General features: G+C 64.3%; 25 protein-coding genes and 1 tRNA gene. 11 read left to right on the forward strand and 15 right to left on the reverse strand.

Features of this window, described 5'->3' with window-relative positions; genetic code table 11:
* Positions 1 to 30: 30 nt before the first annotated feature.
* The 3 genes from GXB81_RS03940 to GXB81_RS03950 all read right to left on the reverse strand — a co-directional run bounded on the left by GXB81_RS03940 (position 31) and on the right by GXB81_RS03950 (position 2,045).
* Positions 31 to 867, reverse strand: a complete 837-nt coding sequence (locus tag GXB81_RS03940) for an undecaprenyl-diphosphate phosphatase (RefSeq protein WP_167046421.1) — start codon at positions 865 to 867, stop codon at positions 31 to 33.
* Positions 868 to 957: 90 nt separating this feature from the next.
* A complete protein-coding gene (locus tag GXB81_RS03945; protein WP_167046417.1) occupies positions 958 to 1,551 on the reverse strand; it encodes a DUF1439 domain-containing protein in 594 nt (197 codons plus the stop codon).
* Between the two features lie 137 nt (positions 1,552 to 1,688).
* Positions 1,689 to 2,045 carry a YkgJ family cysteine cluster protein gene (locus GXB81_RS03950; RefSeq protein WP_241016227.1) on the reverse strand — a complete coding sequence of 119 codons (357 nt, stop codon included), beginning with the start codon at positions 2,043 to 2,045 and terminating at the stop codon, positions 1,689 to 1,691.
* Between the two features lie 228 nt (positions 2,046 to 2,273).
* On the opposite strand from GXB81_RS03950, the gene GXB81_RS03955 reads away from it, so the two are divergent.
* Positions 2,274 to 2,358 (forward strand) — tRNA-Leu (locus GXB81_RS03955).
* A 474-nt stretch (positions 2,359 to 2,832) separates the two neighbouring features.
* Here the strand turns inward: GXB81_RS03955 and GXB81_RS03960 are convergent.
* Positions 2,833 to 4,218, reverse strand: coding sequence for an amino acid permease (locus tag GXB81_RS03960; protein WP_205988432.1), 1,386 nt, complete (start codon positions 4,216 to 4,218; stop codon positions 2,833 to 2,835).
* A 262-nt stretch (positions 4,219 to 4,480) separates the two neighbouring features.
* On the opposite strand from GXB81_RS03960, the gene GXB81_RS03965 reads away from it, so the two are divergent.
* Positions 4,481 to 5,428 carry an alpha/beta hydrolase gene (locus tag GXB81_RS03965; protein ID WP_205988433.1) on the forward strand — a complete coding sequence of 316 codons (948 nt, stop codon included), beginning with the start codon at positions 4,481 to 4,483 and terminating at the stop codon, positions 5,426 to 5,428.
* Between the two features lie 167 nt (positions 5,429 to 5,595).
* Here GXB81_RS03965 and GXB81_RS03970 read toward each other — a convergent pair whose 3' ends face one another.
* The gene (locus GXB81_RS03970; protein ID WP_205988434.1) at positions 5,596 to 6,885 is read right to left on the reverse strand and encodes an MFS transporter; all 1,290 of its coding nucleotides are present in this window, start codon (positions 6,883 to 6,885) and stop codon (positions 5,596 to 5,598) included.
* Positions 6,886 to 6,978: 93 nt separating this feature from the next.
* Here GXB81_RS03970 and GXB81_RS03975 point away from each other — a divergent pair, with 93 nt between their 5' ends.
* Complete coding sequence (locus GXB81_RS03975) at positions 6,979 to 7,689, forward strand: 16S rRNA pseudouridine(516) synthase (RefSeq protein WP_205988435.1); 711 nt, start codon at positions 6,979 to 6,981, stop codon at positions 7,687 to 7,689.
* Between the two features lie 192 nt (positions 7,690 to 7,881).
* A complete protein-coding gene (locus GXB81_RS03980; protein WP_167041188.1) occupies positions 7,882 to 8,070 on the forward strand; it encodes a hypothetical protein in 189 nt (62 codons plus the stop codon).
* Between the two features lie 111 nt (positions 8,071 to 8,181).
* Here GXB81_RS03980 and GXB81_RS03985 read toward each other — a convergent pair whose 3' ends face one another.
* The gene (locus tag GXB81_RS03985; RefSeq protein ID WP_205988436.1) at positions 8,182 to 9,231 is read right to left on the reverse strand and encodes an NAD-dependent epimerase/dehydratase family protein; all 1,050 of its coding nucleotides are present in this window, start codon (positions 9,229 to 9,231) and stop codon (positions 8,182 to 8,184) included.
* 95 nt (positions 9,232 to 9,326) lie between these two features.
* Here GXB81_RS03985 and GXB81_RS03990 point away from each other — a divergent pair, with 95 nt between their 5' ends.
* The 3 genes from GXB81_RS03990 to GXB81_RS04000 all read left to right on the forward strand — a co-directional run bounded on the left by GXB81_RS03990 (position 9,327) and on the right by GXB81_RS04000 (position 12,452).
* Positions 9,327 to 10,358 (forward strand): CDP-6-deoxy-delta-3,4-glucoseen reductase, encoded by a 1,032-nt coding sequence (locus GXB81_RS03990; RefSeq protein WP_167281626.1) that lies wholly within the window; start codon positions 9,327 to 9,329, stop codon positions 10,356 to 10,358.
* Positions 10,359 to 10,778: 420 nt separating this feature from the next.
* A complete protein-coding gene (locus GXB81_RS03995) occupies positions 10,779 to 11,963 on the forward strand; it encodes an acetylornithine transaminase (RefSeq protein WP_205988437.1) in 1,185 nt (394 codons plus the stop codon).
* Between the two features lie 18 nt (positions 11,964 to 11,981).
* The gene (locus GXB81_RS04000; protein ID WP_205988438.1) at positions 11,982 to 12,452 is read left to right on the forward strand and encodes a GNAT family acetyltransferase; all 471 of its coding nucleotides are present in this window, start codon (positions 11,982 to 11,984) and stop codon (positions 12,450 to 12,452) included.
* A 137-nt stretch (positions 12,453 to 12,589) separates the two neighbouring features.
* Here the strand turns inward: GXB81_RS04000 and GXB81_RS04005 are convergent, their stop codons facing one another.
* The 7 genes from GXB81_RS04005 to GXB81_RS04035 form a co-directional block, all read right to left on the reverse strand.
* The gene (locus GXB81_RS04005; protein WP_205988439.1) at positions 12,590 to 13,312 is read right to left on the reverse strand and encodes an ABC transporter ATP-binding protein; all 723 of its coding nucleotides are present in this window, start codon (positions 13,310 to 13,312) and stop codon (positions 12,590 to 12,592) included.
* The gene (locus GXB81_RS04010) at positions 13,312 to 14,103 is read right to left on the reverse strand and encodes an ABC transporter ATP-binding protein (protein WP_167041170.1); all 792 of its coding nucleotides are present in this window, start codon (positions 14,101 to 14,103) and stop codon (positions 13,312 to 13,314) included. Before GXB81_RS04010 ends, GXB81_RS04005 begins: the two co-directional genes overlap by 1 nt.
* Before the next feature lie 21 nt (positions 14,104 to 14,124).
* Positions 14,125 to 15,294: an ABC transporter ATP-binding protein gene (locus tag GXB81_RS04015; RefSeq protein WP_167041167.1), complete on the reverse strand. Its 1,170-nt coding sequence runs from the start codon at positions 15,292 to 15,294 to the stop codon at positions 14,125 to 14,127.
* Between the two features lie 26 nt (positions 15,295 to 15,320).
* Positions 15,321 to 16,271 (reverse strand): branched-chain amino acid ABC transporter permease, encoded by a 951-nt coding sequence (locus GXB81_RS04020; RefSeq protein ID WP_167041164.1) that lies wholly within the window; start codon positions 16,269 to 16,271, stop codon positions 15,321 to 15,323.
* A gap of 228 nt (positions 16,272 to 16,499) precedes the next feature.
* Entirely contained in the window at positions 16,500 to 17,702 is a 1,203-nt protein-coding gene (locus tag GXB81_RS04025; RefSeq protein ID WP_205988440.1) for a branched-chain amino acid ABC transporter substrate-binding protein, read from the reverse strand.
* A 567-nt stretch (positions 17,703 to 18,269) separates the two neighbouring features.
* The gene (gene ispH, locus GXB81_RS04030; RefSeq protein WP_205988441.1) at positions 18,270 to 19,229 is read right to left on the reverse strand and encodes a 4-hydroxy-3-methylbut-2-enyl diphosphate reductase; all 960 of its coding nucleotides are present in this window, start codon (positions 19,227 to 19,229) and stop codon (positions 18,270 to 18,272) included.
* Between the two features lie 2 nt (positions 19,230 to 19,231).
* Positions 19,232 to 19,687, reverse strand: a complete 456-nt coding sequence (locus GXB81_RS04035) for a peptidylprolyl isomerase (protein WP_167041158.1) — start codon at positions 19,685 to 19,687, stop codon at positions 19,232 to 19,234.
* Positions 19,688 to 19,896: 209 nt separating this feature from the next.
* Between GXB81_RS04035 and radC the strand changes: the two genes are divergently transcribed.
* The 4 genes from radC (at position 19,897) to nadB (ending at position 23,223) form a co-directional block, all read left to right on the forward strand.
* Positions 19,897 to 20,736, forward strand: coding sequence for a DNA repair protein RadC (gene radC, locus GXB81_RS04040; protein WP_205988442.1), 840 nt, complete (start codon positions 19,897 to 19,899; stop codon positions 20,734 to 20,736).
* A gap of 188 nt (positions 20,737 to 20,924) precedes the next feature.
* Positions 20,925 to 21,158: a 50S ribosomal protein L28 gene (rpmB, locus tag GXB81_RS04045; RefSeq protein WP_006050117.1), complete on the forward strand. Its 234-nt coding sequence runs from the start codon at positions 20,925 to 20,927 to the stop codon at positions 21,156 to 21,158.
* Between the two features lie 10 nt (positions 21,159 to 21,168).
* Complete coding sequence (gene rpmG / locus GXB81_RS04050; RefSeq protein WP_008919555.1) at positions 21,169 to 21,336, forward strand: 50S ribosomal protein L33; 168 nt, start codon at positions 21,169 to 21,171, stop codon at positions 21,334 to 21,336.
* A gap of 288 nt (positions 21,337 to 21,624) precedes the next feature.
* Positions 21,625 to 23,223 carry an L-aspartate oxidase gene (gene nadB / locus GXB81_RS04055; protein ID WP_167281634.1) on the forward strand — a complete coding sequence of 533 codons (1,599 nt, stop codon included), beginning with the start codon at positions 21,625 to 21,627 and terminating at the stop codon, positions 23,221 to 23,223.
* Positions 23,224 to 23,346: 123 nt separating this feature from the next.
* Here nadB and nadC read toward each other — a convergent pair whose 3' ends face one another.
* Positions 23,347 to 24,270 carry a carboxylating nicotinate-nucleotide diphosphorylase gene (gene nadC, locus GXB81_RS04060; RefSeq protein ID WP_205988443.1) on the reverse strand — a complete coding sequence of 308 codons (924 nt, stop codon included), beginning with the start codon at positions 24,268 to 24,270 and terminating at the stop codon, positions 23,347 to 23,349.
* A complete protein-coding gene (gene nadA, locus GXB81_RS04065) occupies positions 24,270 to 25,409 on the reverse strand; it encodes a quinolinate synthase NadA (protein WP_167041146.1) in 1,140 nt (379 codons plus the stop codon). The genes nadC and nadA overlap by 1 nt, the downstream gene beginning before the upstream one ends.
* Positions 25,410 to 25,446 lie beyond the last annotated feature (37 nt).

Raw genomic sequence — 25,446 nt, forward strand, 5'->3', positions numbered from 1 at the left:
AGCGAAATCGCAAACCGCGGGCGATAACCCTCAATCCCCCCAGCCCAACCCGCCGCTATAACCGATCAGCAGAATCAGCAAACCGAAGCCGATCCTATACCACGCGAACACCGTGAAGTCGTGCGACGCGACGTAACGCAACAGCCAGCGCACGCAGATAAACGCGCTCACGAAGGCGGCCACGAAGCCGAGCGCGAAGCTGCCGAGCGCGTCGGTGGTGAGCAGGTGCCAGTCCTTGTACAGCTCGTAGGCGGTCGCGCCGAAGATGATCGGAATCGCGAGAAAGAACGAGAACTCGGTGGCGACGCGGCGCTCCAGACCGAACAGCATGCCGCCGATGATCGTCGAGCCCGAGCGCGAGGTGCCCGGGATCAAGGCGAAGCACTGTGCGAGACCGACCTTGAGCGCATCGAGCGCGCTCAGATCGTCGATGCTGCGCACCCGCACCGCCGCTTCGCCGCGCGCACGCTGGCGCGCCTCCGCCCACAGGATCACGACGCCGCCCGCGACGAGCGCGAACGCGACCGGCACCGGCGAAAACAGCGCCGCCTTGATCGACTTCTCGAACAGCAGGCCGAGCACGATCGCCGGAATCGTCGCAATGATCACGTTCAGCGTGAAGCGACGCGCCTCGGGCTTGCCCGGCAAGCCCACGATCACGCTGCCGATGCGCCGCCGAAACTCCCAGCACACGGCGAGAATCGCGCCGAGCTGGATCACGACGTCGAAGGTTTTGGCGTGGTCGTCGGAGAAGTCGAGCAGGCTGCCGACGACAATCAGATGCCCGGTGCTCGACACCGGCAGAAACTCCGTCAAACCCTCGACGACGCCGAGAATCAGCGCCTTGCAAGCCAGTAGCCAGTCCATCCGTGCCCCTTTATCGCGGTAGGTTGTCGCAACGATCGGGGCCCGCAGGTCATCCTCGGCATGCGCGGCCCCACCGGCCGCGCGTGCATGTCATTTTTCGACGATCTGCACGCGTATGCCGTTTGTAAGGATTGTGATTGTACCGGGTTCGTAGTGGACGCCGGCAAATTGCAGCTGCTCGGGCTTGAAGGTGTAGATCGGATAGTTGGTCAGCAGCTGCGTCGCGAGCAGTGCGGCCGCGGCGTTGATCTGCTGCGTATAGGCCTGTGCCTGGCCGTTCACGCTGACGTTATCGACGCTCGGCGATTTGAGGATCACCGAGCGGCTCGCCGGGTCGTACGCGAGTTCGCTCGACAGCGTGAACACGCCGTCCACCGGCTGTTGCAGGAACGGGCTCGCGAAGCGCGCATCGAGCTTCACCGAGACGCGGTTCGCATCGGGCAGCATGCCCACCACCGGGTTGCTCAGCGCGACGTCGAACACCTGCGACACCGTGCGCTGATACGGGAACTTGCGCTGCACCGCTTCCTGCACCTGCTGCTGCGAGAACGTGTAGTGCGACGGGATGAACGGAAACGTCGGGCTCGCGCAGGCCGCGAGCGACACGGTGATGCCAAGCGCGCCGCAGCCGGTCAGCGCCGCGCGCAGAAAGCGGCGCCGGGTGGGCGCTGCGAGTCGGGTCATGCGAAATCTCCTGGGGAAGGCTGGCGGGCCGTCGGCTTGGGTGGGCGGATGCGATGAACGCGGTTTCCTGGTTTCTTGATTGAGTATCGAAGTGAATAGCGGAAGCGAGCAGCGGGTCGAACGAAGCGCGCCACGCGCTACGAAGCGGACAGCGCCTGCGGCCCGGTTAGCACTTCGAGCCGGGTCAGCCATGCGAGCGCTGCGTCGCGATTCGCGCCGCACATTTCGAGCTGCGGCTGCAGACCCGAGCAGCACGCGGGCCGCTCGGGCTGGCCGAAAATCGCGCAACGCAGATCGTCGCCGAGCTGCACGCAGCGCACGCCCGCGGGCTTGCCGTTCGGCATCCCCGGAATCGGACTCGAAATCGACGGCGCGATACAGCACGCGCCGCAATCGGGACGGCACGCGTGCCCGGCCACCCGAAACGGAGATTCGCGCGTCGCGGGATCGCTCGCTCCGACACTCGCCGACCCGGCGCTATTCAAACCTTCCATCACGTCATTCCTGAACTCGAAAACCGGCACCGCATTACCAGACCCGCATTGTGCCATCGCAATCCCGGGCGGCCTTTTTTGCATTTTCGCGCGGGGTCTGAGTGGGCTTGAGCCGATGCCGACGCTACGCGGCGAGCGAAAGCAACTGGCTTGCTCGTCGGACGATTTTCGGCCATAATCTGCGTCTTCCTCACGCGCGGTCATTCCGCTACGCGCGCTGCAGAATCTGCCCAGGTGGTGAAATTGGTAGACGCAGGGGACTCAAAATCCCCCGCCGCAAGGCGTGCCGGTTCGATTCCGGCCCTGGGCACCATTAGCATGTAAAGCGAAGATAGGTAATGCCCACAAAACCCGCTACAGCAAAGGCTTAGCGGGTTTTTTGTTGTCTGCCGTTGTAAAGCAATGAATGCTGACAATAGGCGCCATTCTGGGGCATGTCGCTACACTGACGTTTTGACCGGCGTAAATGTCCCCATGAATCGCAACCTATGGCACTGACCGACGCAGTCAGTGGTATCTGGCTCGTTTCCGGGCCTTCCCAGCGGGAGATACCACCATGCCGCTCACCGATGTACAGGTTAGGACCGCTCGCTACAACCCCGAGAAAACCGGCAATCCCCTCGCAGACGCCTAACCTGCACTCCCGCACCACCGTCGACAGCGAAAAATATCGCACGCCGCAAAATGCATAAACAATCAGCGATGCTGACGATACAAAAAACAACCCACACCGAAAAAATCGCGCATGCCGCGAGCCGAGCCTCTCCCGCGACATACCTATCGGCGCTTACCGGCTCGCGGCGCCCACCCCACCCCGCGCAACCTCGCGCCGACGCTTGACCACATAACCGCCCCACATCAGCACGAGCCACACGGGCACGAGCCATACCGACACCGACAACCCCGGCGTCATCGCGAGAATCACGAGGATCAGCGCCATGAACGCGAGGCAGATCCAGTTGCTGACCGGGAACCAGAACGAGCGGAACACGAGCGTTTCGCCGGCGGCCAGCATCGCTCTGCGCGACTTCAGGTGCGTGAGGCTGATCAGCGCCCAGTTCAGCACCAGCGCCGCGACCACGAGCGACATCAACAGGCCGAGCGCTTCGGCCGGAATCAGGTAGTTGATGATTACGCACGCAAACGTCGCCAGCGCCGACAGACCGATCGCCAGATACGGCACGCCGCGGCGGTCGACCTTCAGCAGCGCGCGCGGCGCGTTGCCCTGCTCCGCGAGACCGTAGAGCATGCGGCTGTTCGCATACACGCCGCTGTTGTACACCGACAGCGCCGCGGTCAGCACCACGACGTTGAGCACGTTGGCGGTCAGCGTCGAGCCGATCTGCGAGAAGATCATCACGAACGGGCTGCCGCCCACCGCCACCTCGTTCCACGGATACAGCGACAGCAGCACCGCGAGCGAGCAGATGTAGAAAATCAGAATCCGCACGATCACCTGGTTGACGGCCTTCGGAATGCTCTTCTGCGGCTCGGCGGCCTCGGCCGCCGTAATGCCGATCAGCTCGAGCCCGCCGAACGAGAACATGATCACCGCGAGCATCATGAAGAGCCCATGAAAGCCATGCGGGAAAAAGCCGCCGTGGCTCCACAGGTTCGCGACCGTCGCCTGCGGGCCGCCGTGACCGCTCGCGAGCAGATAGCCGCCGAACACGATCATGCCGATCACCGCCGCGACCTTGATGATCGCGAACCAGAACTCGGTTTCGCCGTATGCCTTCACGTTGGCGAGATTGATCGCGTTGACGATCGCGAAGCACACCAGCGCCGACACCCACGACGGCACGCCCGGCCACCAGTAATGCACGTAGGTGCCCACCGCGGTCAGCTCGGCCATGCTCACGAGCACGTAGAGCACCCAGTAGTTCCAGCCCGACAGGAAGCCCGGAAAGTCGCCCCAGTATTTGTAGGCAAAGTGGCTGAACGAGCCGGCCACCGGCTCCTGCGCGACCATCTCGCCGAGCTGGCGCATCATCATGAAGGCGATCACGCCGCCGATCGCGTAGCCGAGAATCATCGACGGACCGGCCGCCTGCAATACGCTCGCCGAGCCGAGAAAGAGACCCGTGCCGATCGCGCCGCCCAGCGCGATCAACTGGATGTGGCGATTCTTGAGCCCGCGCTTCAGGCCTTCCTGCTGTTGTGTACTATTCATTGCGCCTTGCCGTGTGGAAACCGTTGTGTCCGGACCGCTGTCTCCGGTCCCCTGTATCGGGGCCCATTGCCCGGCCAGCTGTGGTTGCGGTGACGGCTTGGCCCGGCAAAACCGGTAATGTTACCTTGGCCGATATTCCTCAGACATTCGTGGCAACCCGCGTTGGTTCAGCACCGCACCTAAGCGCGAGGATTGTGATTGTCGCCGCGATAGGGCTTCGGTATGTTGCCGGAGTCGAACTCTCAGCCCGCGGAGATTCAGCATGTTGCCCAAACGCCTGCTTTGCGCCGCCGTTCTGTCTCTCTGCTTCGCGAACGTAAGCGCGCTCGCGCAAACGGCGCCCGACGCCGCATCGGCGGAACAGCCACAGCCCTCGGCCGGATCGCCGTCCGGGAACGAGCCCGCAGACCAGGCCGCGCCAGCGGCTCCGGTGGCGACGGCCCCGCCGGCGCCCGCCGCTCCCGCTGCCGCTGCCCCTGCAAAAGACCAGCCCGCCGCCGCGCCACTCGCCGGCCCGGTGCGCAACATCGTGCTCGTGCATGGCGCGTTCGTCGACGGTTCGAGCTGGAACGGCGTCGTCGCGAAGCTGCAGCAGAAGGGCTATCACGTGACGTCGGTGCAGAACCCGCTCACCTCGCTCGCCGACGACGTCGCCGCGACCCGCCGCGTGCTCGCGCGCGAGCACGGTCCGGTGCTGCTCGTCGGGCATTCGTGGGGCGGCGTCGTCATCACCGAGGTCGCGGCGAATGCGCCGAACGTCGCGGGGCTCGTGTACATCGCGGCGATCGCGCCGGAACTGCACGAATCGGCGATGGACGTGATGAAGCAAGGCACGCCGATGCCCGCCAGCCAGAGCATCAGCAAGGATGCGAACGGCTTCCTGTGGGTCGATCGCGCGCGCTATCGCGCCGACCTCGCCGCCGACGTGCCCGAGAACGTCACACGCGTGCTCGCGGCCGCGCAGGTGCCGATCGCCGCGCAGGCGTTCGACGAAGCGGTCGATCAGGTCGGCTGGAAAGATAAACCGTCGTGGTACGTGCTGACGACGAAGGACCGGGCGGTCTCGCCCGCGTTGCAGAAAGCGCTCGCCGAGCGCATCGGCGCGAAGGTCGTGCCGGTCGCGTCGAGCCATCTGGCGCCGGTGTCGCACGCGGGCGCGGTGGCGGAAGCGATCGATCACGCGGCGCGCGAGCTGAGCCGTCAGCAGTAGACGCTGCCGGTAACGGTCCGCATCGGCGCAGCGTCGGCACGGGACCCTCCCTTGTCATGCGGAAGCCCGGCGTGACAGCACCGGCCCTCTGTGCTTGCCCGCGCCCGACGATGAGCCTCGCCGGGACAGGCAAGCGTGCTACACGCTCACGGGATCAAACGGCAACGTCACCTTGCCATGCGCGTCGACGGTAACACAGCCGCTGGGTCCGCCTGCTCGGGAATTTCAGCAAGGCGCGCCGCGGGCGACACGACAATAATCAGCGCCTGCACGAGAAACGCGAGCGCGGCCGCGACGAGGCATGCGTCGATGCTCCAACGGGCGCTGAGCGCCGCGCCGAACAGCGCGCCCACCGGCCGCGCGCCATAGGTTGCGGTGCTGATGAGCGCCGAGACGCGGCCCATCATGCGCTCGGGCGTGATGGCCTGACGCAGCGTCGTCGAAGCGACGACCCACAGGATCGGTCCCGCGCCGAGCAGAAAGAAGCTCGCGAGCGCGAGCCAGAACGATGGCGCGACGAGCGTCGCGACCATCACGAGCGAAGCGAGCAAACCGCACGACGGACCGATGACGAGCAGGCGGCCGAACGCGAGACGCCGTGCGATCGCGGGCGCGGCGAGCGCACCGCATACCATGCCGACGCCATACGCGCCGAGCGTCACGCCGACCATCGAGGCGCCGAGCCCGAGCCGATGCACCGCATACGGCACATACACCGCTTGCAGGATAAAGAAGCCGAGGTTGAAGAACACGGCCGTCAGCAGCATCGGCAACAGCAAGGCATCGCGCAGCACGAAGCGCGTGCCGTCGCGCAGTTCCAGCATGAAGCGACGCGGCGGCACGGTGTCGCGCGGCGGTTCGCGCAGTCCCGCGAGCAACGCGACGGCCAGCGCCGACAATGCGGCCGCGCCGCCGTAGGCCCAGCCCGCGCCGATCCAGCCGACCAGCAAGCCGCCGAGCGCCGGCCCCGCCGAATACGCGATACTGCGCGCGAGTTCGAGCCGGCCGTTGGCATTCGCGTAGGCGGCGCGCGGCACGATCGACGGTACCAGCGACGGCGCCGCGACGTTGTAGGCCACGGTGCCGGTCGCGGCGACGAAGCCGAGCGCGGCCAGCAGCGGCAGGTTCAACGCATGCGTGAGAACGAGCAGCAGCACGCAGAGCATCGCGAGCACGCGCACGCTTTCGGCAAGTGTCATCAGCACGCGGCGCGAACGGCGGTCGGCCCAGACGCCGAGCGGAATCGACAGCAGCAGGAACGGCAGCGTCTGCGCGGTTTGCAACAGACCGGTATCGCGCGCGCTGGCGCCCAGCGCGAACACCGCGACGAGCGGCGCGGCGGCGAGACTGATCTGCTCGGCCGACTGCGCGCACAGATTCGACCAGGCGAGACGCTGGAATGCGGCGGGCAAGCGGCTCGCCGCGGCAAACGAAGACGATGAAGACGTGGCGGGCATCGGCCAACTCCGGAGTTCATGACGAGACGTTCATCGTCGCCGCCCGGCCGTCGCGCCGCGCTCCGCTTCTTGCGGTGTTATTCTTCGCTCGCCATGAATCTCGAAAGCATCCTCTTCACCCAAGGTTTCGGTTCGCGCCGACAATGCCGCGCCCTGATCGGCGACGCGCGCGTGAGCATCGACGGCACCGTATGCACCGATGCCGACGCCGACTTCCCCGTCGCCGACGGCACGTTGCGCTTTAACGTCGACGGTGTCGAATGGCCGTATCGCGAGCACGCGTATCTGCTGCTGAACAAGCCGGCCGGCTACGAATGCTCGCGCGATCCGCAGCATCATCCGAGCGTGTTCAGCCTGCTGCCGCCGCCATTCGCCGAGCGCGGCGTGCAGTGCGTGGGCCGCCTCGATCAGGACACCACGGGCCTGCTGCTGCTCTCCGACGACGGCAAGTTCGTGCATCAGTTCACGTCGCCGAAACGCAAGGTGCCGAAGCTCTATGTCGCGACCACGCGCCATCCGCTCGACGATGCGCAACTGGACGCGTTGCGCGGCGGCGTGCTGCTGCACGGCGAAACGAAACCGAGCGCCGCGCTCGACGCGCAAGCGCGCGATCCGCATACGCTCGCGCTCACCGTGCTCGAAGGCAAGTACCACCAGGTCAAGCGGATGATCGCGGCATCGGGCAACCGCTGCGAAGCGCTGCATCGCGAGCGGATCGGCGGACTCGTGCTGCCCGCGACGCTCGCGCCCGGCGCGTGGCAATGGCTCGACGAAGCCGACCTCGGTTCTTTACGGAGCGGGTAAACCACGGCTGCGCCACGATCGCGCTGATACTGTCCCCATAAGCCTTTGATGCGCCGGGAAAAAAGCCCGCGCACATCGTGGTACATCGTGGTGCACCGCACAGACGGCGCTGCGCCGCAGCATGCCGTTCCTTTCATGCCGCCCTATACTCGTTTAAACAAACGACTACAAAGATTTTCAAGGAGGGGCGCCATGCATATCGACAGCACGAACGCGATCTCGCAGGCGATGATTGCCTTTATCTGCTTTGCGCTGCTGCTGATCGGCGGCTTGATGGTCATCATGCGACGGCGGCATACGTATCATCCGGGCCTGATCGGCGCCCTGATCGGCGGAATGCTGTGCTTCCTGCTGCTGGAAGTACTGCCGACGCTGACCTGAAGCGAGCGGACCGCGCGGGTGACGCGGAGGGTCGTTGCACGCGGGCAAGCGCCCGATGCAACGCGACGGGTCAGTGTTTTCGCGAGGGCAGCGATATCTCGCACCCTGCCCCTACGCGCCCTTCGCCGCGTCCCGCAAAAAATCCTCGACGCTCGGATAACGCAAGCGCACGCGCAGCTCGTCCTTGAGACGCCGGTTCACGAGCCGCCTCGATTCGCGCATGAAGGACAGCAGGCTCGGATCGATCTGCTGCTCGGCCTGCGCGCGCGTGATGCGCGGCGCGCGCGCGAGCCCGAACGTGTCGGCGACGAGATCGAAGTACTCGCCCATCTTCAGCGACGAATCGTCGGACGCGTGGATCACGCGCGCGGGTTTGCCGTGCGTCGCGAGGCGCACGAGGATCGCGGCGAGATCGTCGGCGTGAATGTGATTCGTGTAGACGTCGTCGGCCGCGTTGAGCGCCGGCGTGCCCTTCTTGAGCCGCGCGAGCGGCAGCCGGTTGCGCGCATAGATGCCGGGAATCCGCGCAATGCTTGCCGTCACGGCGCCGCGCGCGGTCGCGCGCCGCAACTGCCGCTCGGCCGACACGCGACGTTTCGCGCGCGCATTGGCCGGCCTGACGGCACGCGTTTCGTCGATCCACGCGCCGCCGCAGTCGCCGTAGACGCCCGTCGTGCTCGCGTAGACGATGCGCGACGCGCCGCGCGAAGCGGCAGCCCGGCGCACCCTGTCGGGTACAATACCGGCTGCTTCAGCGTCCAGAAATGAAGCGCGCGCGCGGCGCATGCGCGCGATCGGCGCGACGGCGGGAATCCACGTACAAGCGCGCATGCCAGCGCCCATGCGGCGCACCTGACCCGCGCTGCCGAGCGTCGCCAGCAGTGCGCGAGTGCGGCGGTCGTCGTCACCTGACTTCTGTGGCGGCGCGAGATGCAGCACGGTCGGCGCGAGACCCGCGAGCCGTTTGAGGCTGCGGCGCTCGTCGAGATCGCCGACGAGCGGCGTCGCGCCCGCGGCGCGCAGTTCGGCGCAACGCGCGGCATGGCTCGTCAAGGCGAAGACCCGCGCGCGCGGTTGCAGCAAGGGCACGCAGCGCAGGCCGACGTCGCCGCATCCTACGATCAGCACGCGCGGGCGGCGGAAATTTCGTGTCGCTTTCATGGTGGACGCATTGTAGCCGTCACACACAACAGGTACCGCGCGGTCAATGCGCGCGGGTCCGCTAACGATTCCGATTTTTCGATTCGAACAACGCTATGGCATTTAACGTCACGCTCCGGCAAAGCGGCCGGCAGTTTCAGGTAGAACAGGACGAGCCGGTGCTCTCCGCCGCCCTGCGTCAAGGTATCGGCCTGCCGTACGGCTGCAAGAACGGCGCGTGCGGTTCGTGCAAGGGCACCGTGGTGAGCGGCGAGGTCGAGCAGCGCGCGCATTCGTCGTCGGCGTTGTCGAACGACGAAAAGACGCGCGGCATGGCACTGCTGTGCTGCGCGACCGCGTGCTCCGATCTCGAAGTCGACATCCGCGAAGTCGCCGGCGTCGGCGACGTGCAGGTCAAGAAGCTGCCGTGCCGCGTGAACGCGATCGAGCGCCGCGCCGACGACGTGGTCGTCGTAAAGCTGCAACTGCCCGCCAACGAACGTCTGCAATATCTGGCCGGCCAGTACCTCGAATTCATCCTGAAGGACGGCAAGCGCCGCAGCTATTCGATGGCGAATGCGCCGCACGCCGAAGGCCCGATCGAACTGCACATCCGCCACATGCCGGGCGGTGCGTTCACCGATCACGTGTTCGGCACGATGAAGGAGCGCGACATCCTGCGCTTCGAAGCGCCGCTCGGCACGTTCTTCCTGCGCGAGGATTCGGACAAGCCGATCGTGCTGCTCGCGTCGGGCACCGGCTTTGCGCCGCTGAAGGCGATCGTCGAACACGCGGTGTTCAAGAACATCGCGCGCCCGATGACGCTCTACTGGGGCGCGCGCCGCAAGAAAGACCTGTATCTGCTCGAACTTGCCGAGCAATGGGCGCGCGAAATTCCGAACTTCAGGTTCGTGCCGGTGCTCTCCGAACCCGATGCGAGCGATGCGTGGACGGGCCGTACCGGCTTCGTGCATCGCGCGGTCATTGAAGACCTGCCCGATCTGTCGGCCTACCAGGTGTATGCGTGCGGCGCGCCGGTGATGGTCGAATCGGCGCAGCGCGATTTCACGCAGCATCACCAGTTGCCGGAAGACGAGTTCTACGCAGACTCGTTCACGAGCGCGGCCGATCTCGCAAACGCGGTCTGATCCGGCGCACGGCGTGTTCATGGCGCGTTGAGTCCGCGCGGCGCAGCGCGGGTTCAACGCGGGTCCAGCGTGAACCCAGCGCGCGGAACATGTCAGCATCAAGGCAGAGACTCAAAAATCCGCCTCGTTGCGATGTCATGCAAATTCATGGTTTACACCGGCGCTTTTCTTATCGTATTCTTTCGCGCATGAACCGCATCCAGTCCGAACTCCGACGTCGCCGCTCGCCGCTTCCTTAGGGACGCCGCTGGCTTCGTCACGGATTCGCGCCGCACACGACACTGGGCGCAAGCAGTTCGAATCATGAAAGCCACGGCATGCCGTGGCTTTTCTGTTTTTCCAGCCGCGCTTTTTTTGCACCGGCCGACCCGTCATATCGATTCACCGTGCTTTTTTACCCTTTGCCTGGAGCCTGCCGTTATGAATTTCAATGAGTACCCGATCGATTCGCTGATGTACATCACGAACCGGCCCGACGTCGTGTTCACGCACGGCAAGGGCTCGTGGATTTACGACAACAACGGCAAGCGCTATCTGGATTTCATTCAGGGCTGGGCGGTCAACTGTCTCGGCCACTGCAACGACGGCATGATCGAAGCGCTGAACCACCAGGCCAAACTGCTGATCAACCCGTCGCCGGCGTTCTACAACGAGCCGATGGCGAAGCTCGCGGCTCTGCTCACGCAACACAGCTGCTTCGACAAGGTGTTCTTCGCGAACAGCGGCGCCGAGGCGAACGAAGGCGCGATCAAGCTCGCGCGCAAGTGGGGCAAGAAGCACAAGGACGGCGCGTTCGAGATCATCACGTTCGATCACGGCTTCCACGGCCGCACGATCGCGACGATGTCGGCAAGCGGCAAGCCGGGCTGGGACACGATCTACGCCCCGCAGGTGCCGGGCTTCCCGAAGGCGGACCTCAACGACATCGCCTCGGTGGAAAAGCTCATCAACGCGAAGACCGTCGCCGTGATGCTCGAGCCGATTCAAGGCGAAGGCGGCGTGATTCCGGCCACGCGCGAATTCATGCAGCAACTGCGCGAGCTGACGAAAAAGCACAACCTGCTGCTAATCGTCGATGAAGTGCAAAGCGGCTGCGGCCGCGCGGGCACGCTGTTCGCGCATCAACTGTCGGGCGTCGAGCCGGACATCATGACGCTCGGCAAGGGCATCGGCGGCGGCGTGCCGCTCGCGGCGCTGCTCTCGAAGGCGGACGTCGCCGTGTTCGAAGCAGGCGACCAGGGCGGCACCTACAACGGCAATCCGCTGATGACCGCGGTCGGCTACTCGGTGATCTCGCAGCTGACGGCGCCGGGCTTCCTCGAAGGCGTGCACGCGCGCGGCGAATATCTGCGCACGAAGCTGCTCGAACTGTCCGAGGAGCGCGGCTTCCTCGGCGAGCGCGGCGAGGGTCTGCTGCGCGCGCTGCTGCTCGGCAAGGACATCGGCAACCAGATCGTCGAGAAGGCGCGCGAGATGCAGCCCGACGGCGTGCTGCTCAACGCGGCGCGTCCGAACCTGCTGCGCTTCATGCCGGCACTGAACGTGACGACCGAGGAGATCGACCAGATGCTGGCGATGCTGCGCTCGGTTCTCGACTCGCTGTAATCCACGCGAACCGCACCGATGACGACGCACACGACGCTATCGATCCGCTGCTTCGACACGAGCGATACCGAGGCGGTCGTCGCGCTGTGGCAGGAAGCGTTTCCCGAGTACCGGGACGTGACGAGGCCGCAGCGCAATCCGTATCTGTCGATCGAGAACAAGCTCGCGACGCAGCCGGAACTGTTCTTCGTCGCGGTGCTCGATGCGCGCATCGTCGGCACCGTGATGGGCGGTTATGACGGACACCGCGGCTGGCTGTATTCGCTCGCGGTCGACGCATCGCTGCGACGTCACGGCATCGGCACGCGGCTCGTCGCACACGTCGAAAGTGCGTTGACGAAGCTCGGTTGTCCGAAGCTGAATCTGCAGGTGCTGTCGGCGAAAGCCGAGGTGCGCGCCTTTTACGACGCGCTCGGTTATCGCGCCGATGCGGTAATCAGCCTGGGCAAGCGGCTCGGCAAATTCGCGGACGCGGCGCCGGCCGGTTGAACGTGTCGCGCCGGGCGCGGCGTCCTCTTCGCGCCTGAACGAAAAAGGCCGCATGCGATCGACAACGCATGCGGCCTTTTCTTTATCGCCGTAATCGGCGACGCAGCCGGGTTGTGGAACCCGGCGTCTTTACCCGCCTATTCGCCGAGATAAGCCGCGCGAACCTTCGGATCGTCGAGCATCTGCTTCGCGTCGCCCGACATCGTGACCAGCCCCGAGTCCATCACATAGCCGCGATTCGCGGCCTGCAACGCGAGACGCGCGTTCTGTTCGACCAGCAACACGGTCATGCCTTCGTCCGAAATCGAGCGCACCACTTCGAAGATCTTCTCGACCATGATCGGCGACAGTCCCATCGACGGTTCGTCGAGCAGCAACAGCTTCGGCCGCGAGATGATCGCGCGCGCCATCGCCAGCATCTGCTGCTCGCCGCCCGACAGAGTGCCCGCGTATTGCGAGGCGCGCTCCTTCAGACGCGGAAAGAAGCCGAACATGCGCTCGACGTCGGACTTGATGCCGTCGGCGTCGTTGCGCAGGTAAGCGCCCATCTGCATGTTCTCGACGATCGACATGCGCGCGAAGATGCCGCGCCCTTCCGGCACCATCGCGAGACCGCGCTTCAACAGCTCGTGCGCAGGCAGGCCCTTGATCGACTGGCCCATGTACTCGATGTCGCCGGCCGCGTACGCCTTCAGACCCGTGATCGCCTTCATCGTCGTGGTCTTGCCCGCGCCGTTCGCGCCGATCAGCGTGACGAGTTCGCCCTGGCCGACTTCGAGGTCGATGCCCTTGACCGCCTGGATGCCACCGTAGTTGACCTGCAGGCCCTTGATTTTCAACATTGCTTGCGTCGTGGACATCAGTGGACTCCCGCACCCAGATAAGCTTCGATCACCTTCGCATCCTTCTGCACGTCCTGCGGCAGACCTTGTGCGATCACCTTGCCGTAGTCGAGCACGGTCATCTGGTTGCACAGACCCATCACGAGCTTCACGTCGTGCTCGATCAGCAGGATCGTCCGGCCGTCCGCGCGAATCTTGTCGAGCAGCTTCGTGAGTTCGACCTTTTCGGTCGCGTTCATGCCGGCCGCCGGTTCGTCGAGCGCGAGCAGCTTCGGATCGGTCGCCAGCGCGCGCGCGATTTCGAGGCGGCGCTGGTGGCCGTACGACAGATTGCGCGAGGTGTAGTCCGCGTACTGCGCAATGCCGACATAGTCGAGCAGTTCGATCGCGCGCTCCTTGATCTCGCGCTCTTCCTTGCGCTCGCCCGGCGTCTGGAACACTGCGCCGAGCAGGCCGTGTTTGGTGCGCACATGACGGCCGACCATCACGTTCTCGAGCGCGGTCATGCCGCCGAACAGACGGATGTTCTGGAACGTGCGCGCGATGCCCGCCTTCGCGACCTGATAAACCGCGGTCGGCGTGTACGCTTCGCCGTCGAGCTTGAACTCGCCCGAATCCGGCGTGTAGAGGCCCGTGATCACGTTGAAGAAAGTCGTCTTGCCGGCGCCGTTCGGGCCGATCAGCCCGTAGATCTCGCCCGCGCGAATCTGCAGGCCGACCTCGGAAAGCGCCTGCAGGCCGCCGAAGCGCTTGTTGACGCCCTTCACCGACAGACGGATCGGCGCGTTGTTGCTTACGTTATCGCTCATGTCTTTTTCTCCACCGCGGCCTTATACGCGCACCGGCTTCTTGCCGTTGCGCTTCGCCAGCTTCGCAATCCTGTCTTCGTGTTTCGGCGCGGGCCACAGGCCTTCCGAGCGATACAGCATGATGACGACCATCGCGAGACCGTACAGCAACTGACGGATCACTTCGGTATCGACGATTTCATGGCCGAAGATCATGTTCTGCAGCGGGCCCATCGTCGAGCGCAGGAACTCGGGGAACACCGCGAGCAGCACCGCGCCGAGAATCACGCCGGGAATATGGCCCATGCCGCCGAGCACCACGCAGGCGAGCACCACGACCGATTCCCAGAACGTGAACGATTCCGGCGACACGAAGCCCTGGAACGCACCGAACATCGCGCCCGACAGGCCGCCGAACGATGCGCCCATCGCGAACGCGAGCAGCTTCACGTTGCGGGTGTTGATGCCCATTGCCTTGGCGGCGATTTCGTCTTCGCGGATCGCGGCCCATGCACGGCCGATACGCGAATGCTGCAAACGCGTACAGACCCAGATCACGAACAGCGCGCACAGCACGAACAGGTAGTAGTACAGATACACGGACGGGAACTGCACGCCGAACAGCGAATGCGACTGCGAGAGACTGAAGCCGCCGACCTGCACCGGATCGATGCCGGTGATCCCCTTCGGGCCGTTGGTGATGTTCACCGGACGGTCGAGGTTGTTCATGAAGATCCGCACGATTTCCCCGAAGCCGAGGGTCACGATCGCGAGGTAGTCGCCACGCAGACGCAGCGTCGGTGCGCCGAGCAGAATCCCGAACACGGCAGCGAGCGCCATCGCGATCGGCACGATGATCCAGATCGGCATGTGAATGCCGTTCGGCGCCAGATGTGCGATCCAGTCGAATTGCGTGGAGAGGTGCGGCGAGCTCAGCAGCGCGGCCGTGTAGGCGCCGATCGCGTAGAACGCGATGTAGCCGAGGTCCAGCAGGCCGGCGAAGCCGACCACCACGTTGAGGCCGAGCGCGAGCATCACGTACAGCATCGCGAAGTCGAGCACGCGGACCCAGTAGTTGCCGCCCGCCGCGCCGATAATCATCGGTGCCGCGATCACGAGGATGGCCGTGACGACGCCGATCGCCAGCGTCTTCGTCAGGTTCTTTTCGGGGATCAGCGTCGTCGACGGCTCGATCGGTTGAATTGAGGTCATGTTCGTTTACTCCTTATGGCCCGGGATCAGGCGCGATCCGCAACGCGTTCGCCGAGCAGGCCCGACGGACGGAACACCAGCACGACGATCAGCACGATGAACGCGAACACGTCCTGGTAGTTGCTGCCGAACACGCCGCCCGTGAGATTGCCGATATAGCCGGCGCCCAGTTGCTCGATCAGACCGAGCAGCACGCCGCCGACCATCGCGCCGCCGAGATTGCCGATCCCGCCGAGCACCGCCGCGGTAAAGGCCTTCAGGCCGGGGATAAAGCCCATGTAGAAGTGTGCATTGCCGTATTCGGACGCGATCATCACGCCGGCGAGAGCCGCCAACGCCGAGCCGATCATGAAGGTGGCCGAAATCACGAAGTTCGGGTTCACGCCCATCAGGCTCGCGACGCCCGGGTTCTCGGCGATCGCGCGCATCGCGCGGCCGAGCTTGGTCTTGTGCACGAGCAGCAGCAGGCCGCCCATCACGAGGAACGCCACCACGATGATGACGATTTCGGTCATCGAGATCACGGCGCCGGGCGTCGTGTCGGTGGCCTTGATCACGTTGATCGGATCGGTGGGCAGCAGCTGCGGGAACGGCAGCGGGTTGCGCGACCAGATCATCATCGCGAGCGTCTGCAGGAGGATCGACACGCCGATCGCGGTGATCAGCGGCGCGAGACGCGGCGCGCGCCGCAACGGCCGGTAGGCCACGCGCTCGATCGTGTAGCCGACCACGGCGCAGACCGCCGCCGCGATGATCAACGCGATGATGAGCGTCGGCACGTTGCCGAGGCCGGGGAAGTGGTTCTGCAGCACGCCTATGGCGGAGAGCGCGACCATTGCGCCTACCATCAACACGTCGCCGTGCGCGAAGTTGATGATGCCCAGAATGCCGTAAACCATCGTATAGCCCAGTGCGATGATGGCATAGACACTGCCAAGCACCAGTCCATTGAGGATCTGCTGGATGAAGATATCCATTTAATGCTCCTTAGCCCGTGCGGCTGGATTCGCGTTTTTCATCTGCCGGTGGGCGATGATGCGTCACGGAATCTCAACCGCACTGCGGGTACTGATATAAAAGACCGGTAAGGGTTATCCGCTGCCGGTTTGCCGTGCGGCCGGGATGCGGTCGCGGGCTCGCCTTGGGCGGATGCAAAAACGGCACCGTTGGATGGGTTCGGTGCCGTCAGGCCATACTTCCCGTCATCACATCTTGACGACGTCGAGAACCGCTTTCTTGCCGTCCTTGAAGTCGTAAAGCGTAATGGCGCCTTCTTTCAAATCACCCTTGTCGTCGAACGCGATGTGGCCGATTACCCCGTTGTAATCGGTCGAAGGCATCGCGGCCAGCACCTTGGGCGCCTCGATCGAATTAGCGCGCTTCATTGCATCGACGATCACGTACACAGCGTCATACGTGAACGGCGCGTAAATCTGCACCGGTGTGCGGAAGCGCTCCTCGTACTTCTTTTCGAAGTCCGCTCCCTTGTCCATCTTCGAAAGCGCGAGTCCCGCCTCCGAGCAGACCAGGTTTTGCACGGCGGTTCCCGCCAGCTCACCTACCTTGTCGGTACACACACCGTCGCCGCCAAGGATTTTTGCCCTGATACCGAGCGCGGCCGCCTGCTTCACAAACGGCCCGCCCGTCGCGTCCATGCCGCCGAACATGATGGCGTCCGGCCGAACACTCTTGATCTTCGTGAGGATGGCCCGGAAATCCGTGGCCTTGTCGTTCGTCGCCTCCCGCGCGACGATCTTCGCTCCACCCGCTTCGGCCGTCTTCGCGAATTCGTCCGCGAGACCCTTGCCGTAGGCGGTCGCATCGTCCACTACCGCGATGCGTTTGGCGCCCAGCGCCTTCGTGGCGTAATTGGCAAGCGCCGGCCCCTGCTGCGCGTCGGTGGCGACCACGCGATAGGTGGTCTTGAACCCCTGCTGCGTGTACGCCGGATTGGTCGACGACGGCGAGATCTGCACGATGCTCGCGTCGCTATAGATCTTCGACGCTGGAATCGATACCCCCGAGTTCAGATGCCCAACCACCGCGACCACGTGATCGTCCACCAGCTTCTGCGCGACGGCGGTACCGGTTTTCGGGTCCGCCGCGTCGTCCTGCGCGTCGAGTTGCAGCTGGATCTTCTGACCGTCGATCGTCAGACCCTGCGCATTGATTTCCTCGACCGCGAGGCGCGCCCCATTTTCATTGTCCTTGCCCAGATGCGCGATGCCGCCCGTCAAGGGCGCGGCATGACCGATCTTCACGATAGTCGCTTCGCTCGCGGCAGCCACCGCCGCAGCCGAAGCCGCCGATGCGCCCGCCCCCGCTTCGCCATCCTGTTTCTTGCCGCACGCGGTCAGCATCGCAACCGCGGCCGCGATAGACACGGCGTAAGCAAATTTGACTCGCATCAAGTAGGTCTCCTGCGCCTTGCAAAATCCACTGTTCAGGACCTCAAGGCCTTGAGAACGCGCGCATTGTAACTCCAATTTTATGGCTGGCAATATTGTTGAACCGGTGGGGTTTTCCTGCATTGCAACCGTATTTTGAGAACAAAATGCACTTAAGGGAGCAACCTGGTTGCGATCTTTTTTCGCGCATCAGTTGCACCGCCGTCGAGCCCTTTGGCATCAAGTGTTGTAGCCGGTTCGGCCTGAATGCCAGATGCGGCGGGATTCGCGGCACGGATAAGCTTTTGGCGCTCATTAGGTAGAACGCACTAATCGGGTGCGCGGTGAAACGGGGGGCATGATTTGCGCCAGTCTAAACGGGGGCGCATGCTCCGGAAATCAATAAAACACCGGATCACGAATCAAAATAATTTGTGCGCAAACCCACGAAAATGGACCCATTCTTTCGATTTGGCACCTTTTCTGAAAGACTCGCCGGCGATGCGGCCATAAAAAAAGCGCACCCTTGGGTGCGCTTTTTTCGACGCGGATAACCAACCGGTGTCGAGCCGGGTATCGAGCCGGCTGTCAGGTCGGCAGACCGAGCCCGCGCGGCAGCGGGAACGCGATGTTCTCTTCGATGCCCTCGAGCGCGCGCACGTTGCGCACGCCCAGTTCGCGCAAGCGCGCAATGACGGCTTGCGCCAGCACCTCGGGGGCCGATGCGCCGGCCGTCACGCCGATGCGGCGCTTGCCCTCGACCCAGACCGGATCGATCTGATCGGGCGAATCGACCATATAAGCCGGCACGCCGAGCTTTTCGGCCAGCTCGCGCAGGCGGTTCGAGTTCGAACTGTTCGGGCTGCCGACCACGATCACGACGTCGCACTGCGGCGCCATGAACTTCACGGCGTCCTGGCGATTCTGCGTGGCGTAGCAGATGTCCTGCTTCTTCGGCTCACGGATGGACGGATACTTGGCCTTCAGCGCACCGATGATCTCCGCCGCGTCGTCGACCGACAGCGTGGTTTGCGTGACGAACGCGATCCGCTCGGGATCGGCGAGCTGCAACGCCTGCACGTCTTCGATATCTTCGACGAGATGCATGCCCTCGGCCGCCTGGCCCATCGTGCCCTCGACTTCCGGGTGGCCCTTGTGGCCGATCATTACGATGTCGAAGCCGTCCTGGCGCATCTTCGCGACTTCGATATGCACCTTGGTCACGAGCGGACAGGTGGCGTCGTACACCCGCAGTCCGCGCGACTCCGCCTCCGAGCGCACGGCCTTCGACACGCCGTGCGCGCTGAAGATCACCGTGTTGCCGGCCGGCACTTCGTCCAGGTTCTCGATGAAGATCGCTCCCTTCTTGCGCAGATCTTCGACCACATAGGCGTTATGGACGATTTCGTGACGCACGTAGATCGGCGAGCCATACAGCTTGATGGCCCGCTCGACGATCTCGATCGCCCGGTCGACGCCGGCACAGAATCCGCGTGGCTGGGCCAGCAGGATCTCGGCTTCGGCAAGAGTCGTATCCGTGATGCTCATGTTTACAGAATCCCGATGATTTTCACTTCGAACGCCAGCGCCTGGCCGGCAAGCGGGTGATTGAAATCGAACAGGGCCGACGTCTCGCCGACTTCCTTGAGCACGCCAGCATAGCGCCCGCCGCCCGGCGCATTGAATTCGATCAGATCACCCGGCGAAAAATCCTCGCCGATCATGCTGTTCTCCCGCAGTGTAGCGAGAGACACGCGCTGGATCAGTTCCGGATTGCGCGGACCGAACGCCTGGCCCGGCGTTAGCTGAAAGGTCGAATGGTGGCCCACCTTCAAACCTAGCAAAATATCTTCCAGCGGCGGCGCCAGTTGACCGGCGCCGAGCAGCAGCGTGGCCGGCTTGTCGTTAAACGTGTTGATGACTTCGGCGCCATCGGCAAGGGAAAGCCGGTAATGCAGCGTGACGTGTGAACCGGGTTTCACTTCGGAAATGTCGATGATGCTCATGCAATGCTCGCTCAGTCGAAGCGCGCTGCACGCGTGCGCCGCGGGCGCAGTCGACGCGTGTGGCAAACCGTCGGGTGCCGTGCGCAAAGCGCCTATTGTAAGCCACCTAGCGAGCGCCGGCTTGAGTCCGTCGCGCGCGAAGCGGCTCGGCCCCAGCGGCGCCGTCGCACCGTGGGCGCCGTCAATCCGAAGCGGAGGACACTGTATATATGACCGATTTCGCGAGCACAATCGACGAAACACCTGAGGCAACGGCCCTGCCCGCGCCGCGAACCCGCGCAGCCGCGGCCCCCGGGGGCGCAACGCCGCGCAAGCGCGCCCGGTCGCGGCTTTTGCGCGGCAAATGGCATAAGCACGACATGCCGCGCGAGCGGCTCATCAAGCAGGGCGCCACCGTACTGTCCGATACCGAGATGATCGCGCTCGTGCTCGGCTCGGGACTGCCCGGCCACGACGTGTTCAGCGTCGCGAGCCAGCTGCTCGGGCGCTTCGGCTCGCTGCGCGCGATGCTCGACGCGACCTACACGGATTTCGACGGCATCCGCGGCATCGGACCGGCAAAAAAGGCGCAATTGCTCGCGATCATGGAAATGGCGCGCCGCTCGCTGGTCGACAAGATGCGCAAGCGCGAGCTGATGAATTCGCCCGAAACGGTCGAGAACTACCTGCGCCTGCTGATCGGCGGGAGGCCGCAGGAAGTATTCGTGTCGCTTTTTCTCGACGCCCGGCATCGGCTGATCGACTGCGAGGAAAGCGCGCACGGTTCGCTCACGCGCATGGCCGTGTATCCGCGCGAGATCGTGCGGCGGGCGCTGAACGCCAATGCGGCGAGCCTCATCGTCGCGCATAATCACCCGTCCGGCGCCGTGCAGCCGAGTGCGAGCGACTGCCGCCTGACGCACACGCTGCGCGATGCGCTCGCGCTGATCGACGTGCAACTGGTCGATCATCTGGTCATCGGCGCGGACAGCGTCTACTCGTTCGCCCGCGCCGGCTGGCCCGATGCGCCGACGCATGGCGTCGTGTCGGGCATCGCAAATAAGGTTTGATTTTGCGGCTTTTTTTCTGCTAGAATTCCGGTTTGCCTATTTCCAACCCCCTGTTCCGAAGCCATCAAGGCGTTCCGCAAAGGTCAGGCGGCTGCAGTAGCGAGTCCTTCGGCTCAACTTCAGCGCGGCTCTTTTCGGGAAACTTTCACGGCGTTCGAACTCAGAATTAGCGTATTAGGAGTGCTCTCATGGCACGCGTATGCCAAGTAACTGGGAAAGCGCCGATGAGCGGCAACAACGTTTCCCACGCGAACAACAAGACCAAGCGCCGGTTCCTGCCGAACCTGCAAAGCCGCCGTATCTGGGTGGAAAGCGAAAACCGTTGGGTGCGTCTGCGCATTTCGAATGCCGGCCTGCGCCTGATCGACAAGAACGGTATCGACGCTGTGCTCGCAGACCTGCGTGCACGCGGTGAAGCCTAAGGAGTAAATCATGGCAAAGGGCGCACGCGACAAGATCAAGCTGGAATCGACCGCAGGCACGGGTCACTTCTACACGACCACGAAGAACAAACGCAACATGCCGGAAAAGATGCTGATCAAGAAATTTGATCCGGTCATCCGCAAGCATGTTGACTACAAGGAAACCAAGATCAAATAAGATCGAGGCTCCTCTGCCTGACGAAGGCAAATGTGCAAGAAAGCCCCGCATTCGTGCGGGGCTTTTGCTTTTGTACGGGCAAAATCCGCATTGACCGCGTAACGCTCCCCGTCCGTAGCTGAGGCAGCATCGCTCGCCACGGCCAGCCGCTTTCACTGCGTCCTCGCAAACCGTCCTATCCCGTTCGGCCGACTTTCGTTCGGTCGTTACGACGCGTATCCTTTGTCGTTTCCGCGGCGCACGATTTGTGCGCCATCATCGCAAAACGAAAGAGGGAGATGGTCGGTAATGGAATTCGATGTGGCGATTGTCGGTAGTGGTCTGGCGGGCTTGAGCGTCGCGCTCAATCTCGCGCAAACGCGGCGGGTCGCGGTGATCGCCAAGCGATCGCTGACCGAAGGTGCGAGCGACTGGGCACAAGGCGGCATTGCCGCGGTACTCGATTCCGCGGACAGCATCGACAATCACGTGCGCGACACGCTGGTCGCCGGCGGCGGCCTGTGCGACGAAGCCGCTACGCGCTTCATCGTCGAACATGGGCGCACCGCGATCGAATGGCTGATCGAACAGGGCGTGCCGTTCACGAAAGACGACGCCGCCGAACTCGGTTTTCACCTGACGCGCGAAGGCGGCCACAGCCATCGCCGAATCATTCATGCAGCGGATGCGACCGGCCACGCGGTAGTCGCCACGCTCAGCGAACAGGTGCGCCGCCACCCGAACATCACGCTGTTCGAAGATCACCACGCGATCGACCTGATCACCTCGGATCGCCTCGGCCTGCCCGGCCGCCGTTGCCACGGCCTCTACGCGCTCGACCTGCAAAGCGGCCGCACCGTGACGATCGAGGCGCCGCATACAGTGCTCGCCACCGGCGGCGCCGGCAAGGTCTATCTGTACACGACGAACCCCGACACCGCGACCGGCGACGGCATCGCAATGGCATGGCGAGCCGGTTGCCGCGTGTCGAACATGGAATTCATCCAGTTTCACCCGACCTGTCTGTTCCACCCGTACGCGAAGTCGTTTCTGATTTCCGAAGCGGTGCGCGGCGAAGGCGGCATCCTGAAGCTGCCCGACGGCACGCGCTTCATGCCGAATCACGACGAGCGCGCGGAGCTGGCGCCGCGCGATATCGTCGCGCGTGCAATCGACTTCGAGATCAAGAAGCGCGGCATCGATTGCGTGTACCTCGACATCAGCCACCAACCGCCCGAGTTCCTGCACGAGCATTTCCCGACCATCCTCGCCCGCTGCCTCGAATTCGGCATCGACATCACCAAAGAGCCGATTCCCGTCGTGCCGGCCGCGCACTACACGTGCGGCGGCGTCGTCACCGACCTTGCCGGGCGCACAGATCTCGCGGGCCTTTACGCGGTCGGCGAGACGTCCTGCACCGGCTTGCACGGCGCGAATCGGCTCGCCAGCAACTCGCTGCTCGAATGCCTCGTGATCGGCCGCTCGGCCGCGCAGGCGATCGAAGCGGAAGGCTTCGGCGCCACCGTCCATGCGCCGCTGCCGGCGTGGGACGAAAGCCGCGTCTCCGATCCCGATGAAGAAGTCGTGGTCGCGCACAACTGGGACGAACTGCGTCGGCTGATGTGGAATTACGTCGGCATCGTGCGCACCGACAAGCGGCTCGAGCGCGCCAGGCACCGGCTTACGCTGCTGCGCGACGAGATCCACGAGTACTACGCGAATTTCAAGGTGAGCCGCGATCTGCTGGAACTGCGCAATCTGGTCGACGTCGCGTCGCTGATCGTCGAAGGCGCGCGCTTGCGGCGCGAAAGCCGCGGGCTGCATTTCAGCCGCGACTGGCCGACTACGCTGCCGAAGGCATTGCCGACGGTGTTGTCGCCGGAGTATGCGCGCAAGCGCGACGCGTGAGAAACGGCGGCAAAAGCCGGCACTGAAACGAACGCGGCAAACCAAACAAGGCCATGCCCGGAGACTCCCGGCCATGGCCTTGTTCAGCGAGCGCTCACACGTCGACGCGTCGGAGTGTCGGCGTCAGACGATCCGCATCGAGTAATCCGTTGCGCGCACGTCCTTGGTCAGCGAACCAATCGAAACACGATCGACCCCCGTCTCCGCGATCGTACTCACAGTGTCGAAGTTCACGCCACCGGATACCTCGAGCACCGCCCGCCCCGCCGTGATACGCACCGCGTCGCGCATCATGTCGAACGAGAAGTTGTCGAGCAGAATCGACTGCGCACCGTGCGCGAGCCCGGTTTCCAGTTGCTCGATCGTTTCGACTTCGATCTGGATCGGCACGCCCGCATTCAACGCAAGCGCCGCGTCCATCGCCGCGCCCACGCCGCCGGCGGCGGCAATGTGGTTTTCCTTGATCAGAATGCCGTCGTACAACGCGAGCCGCTGATTCGCGCCGCCGCCCACCCGCACCGCGTACTTCTGCGCGAGCCGCAAGCCCGGCAGCGTCTTGCGCGTGTCGAGGACGCGCGTATGCGTATGAGCAATCGCGTCGACATAGCGGCGCGTCGCGCTCGCCACGCCCGACAGCAGTTGCAGAAAGTTCATCGCGTTGCGCTCGGCGGTCAGCAGCGCGCGTACCGGCCCGCGCAGTTCGCAGACGGGAGTGTTCGCGTTCATGCGCTCACCCTCGCGGTAACGCCATTGAACCTCGATGCGCGGATCGACCGACCGCATCACGGCGTTGAACCACAGCACACCGCACAGCACCGCATCCTCGCGCACGACGATGCGCGCGTTGCGAATCTCGTCCGCCGGCACGAGTCGGCCGGTCTGGTCGCCGGCTCCGACGTCTTCGGCGAGCGCATCGGCAACATTGCGTGCGAGCGCTGCATCGAACGCGGCGCCATATTGCGCGTGAATTTCCGCGTAGAGCGGCGACACCGCTTCGTCCCGCTCGCCCCCGACGGCCTGCCCGGGCGCCTTCTCAAGTACCGCCATTACGCTGCCCCCACATTCGAATACAGTTGCGCGTCGCGCGCGAGATCGCCGCTCGCCTGCACGCGCTTCTTGTGACGCGCCGCGAAGTCCAGCATGCGGTCGATCGGCAGACGCGCCCGTTCGCCGATCGCGCGCTCGACGAAAATCTCGTTATGGCCGCGTTCGAGCACATCGGCCAGATTCGCGAGGCCGTTCATCGCCATCCACGGACAATGCGCGCAACTCTTGCAGGTCGCGCTGTTGCCGGCCGTGGGCGCGGCAATCAGCGTCTTGCCGGGCGCGGCGAGCTGCATCTTGTGAAGAATGCCGAGATCGGTCGCGACGATGAAATGCGTCGCATCGAGCTTCTGCGCGGCGTCGATCAACTGGGTCGTCGAGCCGACCACGTCCGCCTGCGCGACCACGTTGGGCGGCGACTCCGGATGCACGAGCACCTTTGCTAGCGGATACTCGGCGCGCAGCAGATCGAGTTCGATGCCCTTGAATTCGTCGTGCACGAGGCACGAGCCCTGCCACATCAGCATGTCCGCGCCGGTCTTGCCCTGGATGTAGCTGCCGAGATGGCGGTCCGGCGCCCAGATGATCTTCTCGCCGCGCGCATGCAGATCGGCGACGATCTCGAGCCCGATCGACGACGTCACCATCCAGTCCGCGCGCGCCTTCACTGCCGCGCTCGTGTTCGCGTACACGACTACCGTGCGGTCCGGATGCGCATCGCAGAACGCCGAGAATTCGTCGACCGGACAGCCGAGATCGAGCGAACAGGTCGCATCCAGATCCGGCATCAGAATGCGCTTGTCGGGGCTGAGGATTTTCGCGGTCTCGCCCATGAAGCGCACCCCCGCCACCACGAGCGTTTGCGCGTCGTGATCGCGCCCGAAGCGGGCCATTTCCAGCGAGTCGGCCACGATGCCGCCGGTTTCGTCGGCGAGCTCCTGCAATTCCGCGTCGACATAATAGTGCGCGACGAGTACGGCTTTCTCGCGCTCGAGTAATGCACGAATCCGTGCCTTCAGTGCCGCCTTTTCTGCCGCCGACGGCATCTCGGGCACCTTCGCCCATGCCTGACCGATCCCGCAAGTCGTGCCTTGCGCCTGCGGCCGGTCATATTCGACGGTCCTGATCGCCTGCTGCTCCATGATCTCCTCTGTCCTCGCCGCGCCGCCGCTTGCCCAT

The organism is Paraburkholderia sp. Ac-20336 (assembly GCF_017105025.1).
Lineage (GTDB): Bacteria > Pseudomonadota > Gammaproteobacteria > Burkholderiales > Burkholderiaceae > Paraburkholderia.